Annotated in this window: 4 protein-coding genes and 1 pseudogene; all 5 read left to right on the top strand. The window is 29.3% G+C overall.

Annotated features, from left to right (window positions below; genetic code table 11):
- Positions 1-982: 982 nt before the first annotated feature.
- The 5 genes and pseudogenes from L3B96_RS26950 to L3B96_RS26930 all read left to right on the top strand — a co-directional run bounded on the left by L3B96_RS26950 (position 983) and on the right by L3B96_RS26930 (position 5,956).
- Positions 983-1,228 (top strand): hypothetical protein, encoded by a 246-nt coding sequence (locus L3B96_RS26950; protein ID WP_238949047.1) that lies wholly within the window; start codon positions 983-985, stop codon positions 1,226-1,228.
- Positions 1,225-1,605, top strand: a complete 381-nt coding sequence (locus tag L3B96_RS26945) for a retroviral-like aspartic protease family protein (protein ID WP_238949046.1) — start codon at positions 1,225-1,227, stop codon at positions 1,603-1,605. The genes L3B96_RS26950 and L3B96_RS26945 overlap by 4 nt, the downstream gene beginning before the upstream one ends.
- 406 nt (positions 1,606-2,011) lie before the next feature.
- Complete coding sequence (locus L3B96_RS26940) at positions 2,012-3,358, top strand: MATE family efflux transporter (RefSeq protein ID WP_238949045.1); 1,347 nt, start codon at positions 2,012-2,014, stop codon at positions 3,356-3,358.
- Between the two features lie 54 nt (positions 3,359-3,412).
- Positions 3,413-4,283 (top strand): annotated as a pseudogene (locus tag L3B96_RS26935) (Cof-type HAD-IIB family hydrolase).
- Positions 4,284-4,510: 227 nt separating this feature from the next.
- Positions 4,511-5,956, top strand: a complete 1,446-nt coding sequence (locus L3B96_RS26930; protein ID WP_238949044.1) for a DEAD/DEAH box helicase — start codon at positions 4,511-4,513, stop codon at positions 5,954-5,956.
- The last annotated feature ends 126 nt before the right edge of the window (positions 5,957-6,082 follow it).

The raw sequence follows: 6,082 nt of genomic DNA, 5'->3' as shown, positions 1-6,082 counted from the left end.
TTATTCTACCTCCAACCTTATAAAATAAACATATTACTTTTTGAAGTTTACACGAAAGTCTTGACAGACTCATATTTTAGTACATAAAAGAAAATAACAGATCCCAATATGCTGATGAATTAACTTGGTATTTTCTTAATAGTGCCTTAATTGGTACAAACAAGATTAAAAAACCGCACTTAGCATAGATATATACTAAATACGGTTTTTTAAAGAGCATAACAATCTTCACTAGCACAATAATAGATAGCTTATCATCATATTATAATCTTTCGACTATAATACAACAAATCACAACCAATTACCATGTTTCGCTCCACCACACAACATATTTATTCAACTTAATATAACCTCACGGCTGTATTAAATCAATTCAACACATTGAATAATGTTAACTCGACCTTATATAATAAGTTGGAGTACTATTATAATAGATATAATCAACTATAATAAAACTTTTCCCCACCAGATAAAATCTTATCGCCGACTATCATAACAACTATATGTTATAACCATTATAAAATCTTTGTTCGACTTATATACACCCTTATATCAAGAGCATATATAAATCTTTGCTCGACTGTTATGTTCCTTATGATATTATCATGTGTAGTTTTGTTTTGAATATACATGATACGAAAAATAAATTTAAAAATATTTAATGGAAATTGTATTGCAAAATTGTTTCAAGGATATTAAAAGAGGATTTCTTGTAGTTTTTTAGAAAAATAAAGAAGTTGAGAAATGAGGAAAGATAATTGAAATAATTAAAGTCTGGTAGATTAAGGGGTGCCTTAAAAGAGGCTGGTAATTTTTTTATCCGCCAAGAACATATGTACGTATATTTTGTTTAATACTGGAAATAATTATAATATAGACATATGAGTGATCAAACCTAAGTTTATGATATAATGGAGGTAGAAATATGGATAGAAAAAATGACTCATTTATAAACTTATTATAAATATTAGGATGTGAGAATATGAAGTGGGAAGAAGTAAGAACTATATACCCTAATAAATTTGTGCTTTTAAAAAGCTTAGAGGCTCATATTAAAGAGAACAAAAAGTGTATAGATGATGTAGCTGTAGTGAGAGTTTTGGATGATGAAGAAGCAAGCAATATATTAATTAGATGTAAAGGCGATAATTTTGTATTTCATACATCAAAAGAAGAATTATCAATGAATATAGTTCAAATGCCAGTACTAAGAGGCACAATTAGATGAACTTAGAATATAAAAATGTTTTGTTATTTGTTGATATGAATATTGGATATAAGGGCAATAATGTATTAATTAATAATGTAGTTGTAGATACAGGTGCTGCACATACTATTATTAATCCAGATAGTGTATATGAATTAGGGATTAAAGCGGAAGCAGACGATGAATTTATCACAATGTATGGTGTTGGTGGCGAGCATTATTCTTATAGGAAAAATATTAATTCAGTTAATATAGGAAGAAATTGTCTAGAAGATGTAAATATAGATTTTGGATTAATTGATGAAGAAGGACATATAAATGGTTTACTTGGACTTGATGTATTATTAAAATTAGGTGTAACTATCAACTTAAAAGAATTGAAATTATATAGCAGTTAAGGTACTAGAATCTAGTAAAGAAATATTTATAAGCTAAGATTTTCTTATATTTGGAAAATCTTAGCTTTCATAATTTTATAAAGTTTATGCTATGTTCTTTAGAACAAGTTATATATTCTTTAGCAACTTCAGCCCTTCCGACTTTAGAAGAACGCCTGGGGGAAACGAGGTTTTCCATATGCAAGCATTGCACTAATTTATATATTTCGTGCAGTGCTTTTTTGCTAAGGACGATATAGAAAAAACAATATGTTTCTAAAAAAAATAAATACCTAAAAAGTATTTTTTGTTCCTAAATTCTCGGATAATATAAGTTTTTATTATATTGTGATATAGTAAAATTAAAAAAGATTTTGATGGAATGTTTAAATCACATAGAAAGCAAGAGGGAGAGGAAAAAACTACAATGGAAAAAAATAAAATCACGGATTTAACAACAGGAAATCCTGGTAAACAAATTTTTTATTTTGCATTACCTATATTTCTTGGGAGTGTGTTTCAACAAATGTACAATTTGGCGGACACAGTGATTGTTGGACATACCCTAGGAGAAAATGCCTTAGCAGCTATAGGGGCTACAACCCCACTATTTGGACTTATTGTTGGCATGGCGGTTGGTATAAATAATGGATTTGCGATTGTGATTGCAAGATATTTTGGAGCAAAAGAGATGCATAACATGAGACAGGCTGTGGCAATGACAGTAATTCTTGACCTTATAATATCAATAGTATTTACGGCTGTTGGAGTAGGTACAATAATGTATCTTCTTAAATTTTTAAATACTCCAGAAGAAATAATAAACGATGCATATGGATATATTGTAATTATTTTAATGTTTATGATTGTTACTATAATGTACAATATGATAGCAGGGGTTCTAAGAGCATTGGGCGATAGCCGTAGTCCACTTATATATTTAATTTATGCTTCAATTCTAAATGTAGTGTTGGTTTTTACATTTATTTTAGTATTTAAATGGGGTGTTAGAGGTTCTGCTTATGCAACTGTCATATCACAAATTGTAGCTGTAATCTTAGGATTTAATCATATTATAAAAAAATGTCCGGAGCTAAAATTATCCAAAGGAGATTTTAAATATGATGGTACTATGGTAATGGAATTAATTACTTCAGGATTGTCTATGGGATTTATGCTATCACTTGTTTCAATTGGTTCAGTTGCACTTCAAGGTGCAATAAACAGTTTTGGTAAGGAAATAATAACTGCACATATGGCGGCAAGAAAAGTTAGTGAAATTTACATGATGCCACTTGGAACATTGGCAACAGCATCAGCCACGTTTGTAAGTCAAAATTATGGGGCAAAGAAATATGAACGGATAAATATTGGACTTAAAAAAACAGTTATCATGGGTGCAATATGGTCAACAATAGTTGTTATAACTGCCTTTGCCTTTGGAACATATATAATAAAATTTTTAACTGGATCAAATGATACTTTAATTATAGATACAGCAGTAAAATATTTAAGAATTAATACTCCTTTTTATTATGTATTAGCCACACTTCTTATATATAGAAGTACGCTTCAGGGAATCGGAAAAAAATTTACGCCACTTGTTTCTAGTTCAATTGAACTTTTTGGGAAATTTGCAGTTGTAGGATTTTTAGCTCCATCAATGGGTTATTTAGGAGTATGTATATCAGAACCACTTATTTGGATTACATGTGCAATTTTTGTACTTATAGTTTTTTACTCAGATAAAAATTTTAGAGTTGAAATAAAGTAATATAAAAACTAAAAGCCATGGGATAAAAATTATATAAAAGGAAGAAGAAGATAAATGATTAAGTTAATAGCAGCAGATATGGATGGAACATTGATTGGGAAAAATCACGATATACCAAAAGAAAATATAGAAGCAATTAAGGCTGCACAAAAAAATGGAATTAAGTTTGCAATTGCTACAGGAAGAGCGTATTGTGATGTGGAGCCGTTTATACATAAATATGACTTACAATGTGATTGTGTTGTACTAAATGGAGCAGAATATAGAGATATTAATGGAGATATAGTTGAACATATTTATATCGAAAAAAAAACGAGCAATAGAAATTTTAGAGGTAATGAAATGTACAGATCTGGCTATAGAAATATACACAGATGATGGATTTTATACAACAAATACAAAAGAAGAAACTTTAGCTGGAATGGTAAAAAGATCTCTTACATTCCATCCAGAATTAAAAGATGAAGAAGAGATATTAAAATATGCTAATAATAATCCGCATTTTAAAAATATGCAATATATTACTGATATGAATGAGTTTTTAAATAGACACAATAATATAGCAAAGTTTGTATCTTTTGCGCAATCAGAAGAAATTATAAATAAGCTTCGTAAAAAGATGGAAGCATTAGAAGGACTAGCTGTATCAGCAAGTTTTGGAACTAACATTGAAGTAAATCATATGGATGCTGAGAAGGGAAAAATTCTTGCAAAAGTAGCACAAAAATTGAATATAAAAAAAGATGAGGTAGTAGTGCTTGGAGATGGCTTAAATGATTATTCTATGTTTACAGAATTTGAAAATTCATTTGCAATGGGTAATGCAGTTGATGAAATAAAAGAAGTAGCTAAATATATTACAGATATAAATGTGAATTTTGGAGTAGCTAAAGCAATATATCGAATATTAAACGGGGAATTATAAAAATATCAAATTCGACAATTGGAAGGATTAAGTATTGAAGAAGTAGCTAAAATAAGAGTAAGGAAAAGGAAGTTCTTCATTGGTTGCAAATGAAATACATGGGTATGATATAATAAAAAGGTTAGTATGCATATTGTTATATAAATTGTAATGATAAAGAGAAAATATGGGATAAAAATGTATGTTTGTAACAATAATGGTAAGAAATATAGAAAAGAGATGATCAAATGATAAAAGCAAATTTTAATGATTATAAGTTAAGCAGTGAGTTATTAAAAGCAATTAGCATGTTAAACTTCAAGGAGTTAACAAAAGTTCAGGAACAGGTTATACCGATTGCGTTAGAAGAAAAGGATATAGTAGTAAAGTCTAAAACTGGAAGTGGTAAGACTGCATCATATGCTATTCCTATTTGCCAATTAGTGGATTGGGAAGAAAATAAACCTCAAGCATTAGTGATTACACCAACAAGAGAACTTGCTATCCAAGTCAAAGAGGATTTTTTTAATATAGGTAGATTTAAAAGAATTAAAGCAGCTGCAATTTATGGGAAGTCACCTTTCTATGATCAAGAAAAGGAACTTAAGCAAAAGACACATATAGTAGTTGGGACACCTGGTCGTATTATAGATCATATAGAAAAAGGTACATTTGATCTATCAAAGATAAAGTATCTTATAATAGATGAAGCTGATGAAATGCTTAATATGGGATTTGTAGAGCAAATAGAAACAATAATAAAAAGCTTATCAAAAGAACGTGTGACCATGTTATTGTCAGCCACAATGCCAAAAGACATAGAGACTTTATGTAATAAATATATGAAAGATCCTATACATATTGAAATAGAGGAGCAAAACAAAGCTGCAGATAATATATGTCAAGAAAGATATAACGTAAATGAATCACATAAAATAGATCTCTTAAGAGATATAACTATATTAGAAAATCCAGATAGTTGTATGATATTCTGCAATACAAAACAAAAGGTAGATGAAGTTTATAAAGAATTGGCAAAGCTCCAGTATGATTGCAGAAAAATACATGGTGGAATGGAACAAAGTGATAGATTAAGAGTAATGAATAATTTTAAGCTGGGTTATTTTAGATATTTAATAGCCACAGATGTTGCAGCTAGAGGGATAGATATAGATAATATCACCCATGTAATTAATTATGATATACCAGAAGACAAGGAAAGTTATGTTCATAGGATAGGAAGAACTGGACGTGCAGGCAAGATGGGTAGAGCAATTACTTTTGTAACACAAAATGAAAGTAAGTTTTTAAATGATATACATGAATATATAGGAAAAGAGATTCTTTTGAAGGAAAGACCTAAAGTGGAAACTGTAAATAATCTTAAAGAAGAATTTGCTTTGAAAATGAATACAAGACCTGAAATTAAAGAAACAAAGGGTGCGAAGCTAAGTAAAGAGATTATGAAATTACATATTAATGCAGGTAAGAAAACAAAGATGAGGGCGGTAGATATTGTAGGCACGCTTTGTAATATTGAAGGTATGACAAAAGACGATATAGGAATAATCAATATAGTTGATATATCTACTTTTGTAGAAATATTAAATAATAAAGGAGAGTGGGTGTTCCAGCAGTTACAAAAAACACCTATCAAAGGCAGGCTTCGTACCGTAAGCAAAGTTGATATATAAGAATAAACAAGGTATTCTTATGAATTTGAAAATAATATTTTAACTGATGACGTGAGAGTGTAAAATAGTCTGTGTAAACTTCATTAGGATGATATAATAAATTATCAAATGAAGGGAGCACAGGCT

The sequence above is a fragment of the Clostridium sp. YIM B02569 genome (assembly GCF_022320765.1).
GTDB classification, from domain to species: domain Bacteria; phylum Bacillota; class Clostridia; order Clostridiales; family Clostridiaceae; genus Clostridium; species Clostridium beijerinckii.
This window is presented reverse-complemented; position numbering and strand designations above follow the sequence as displayed.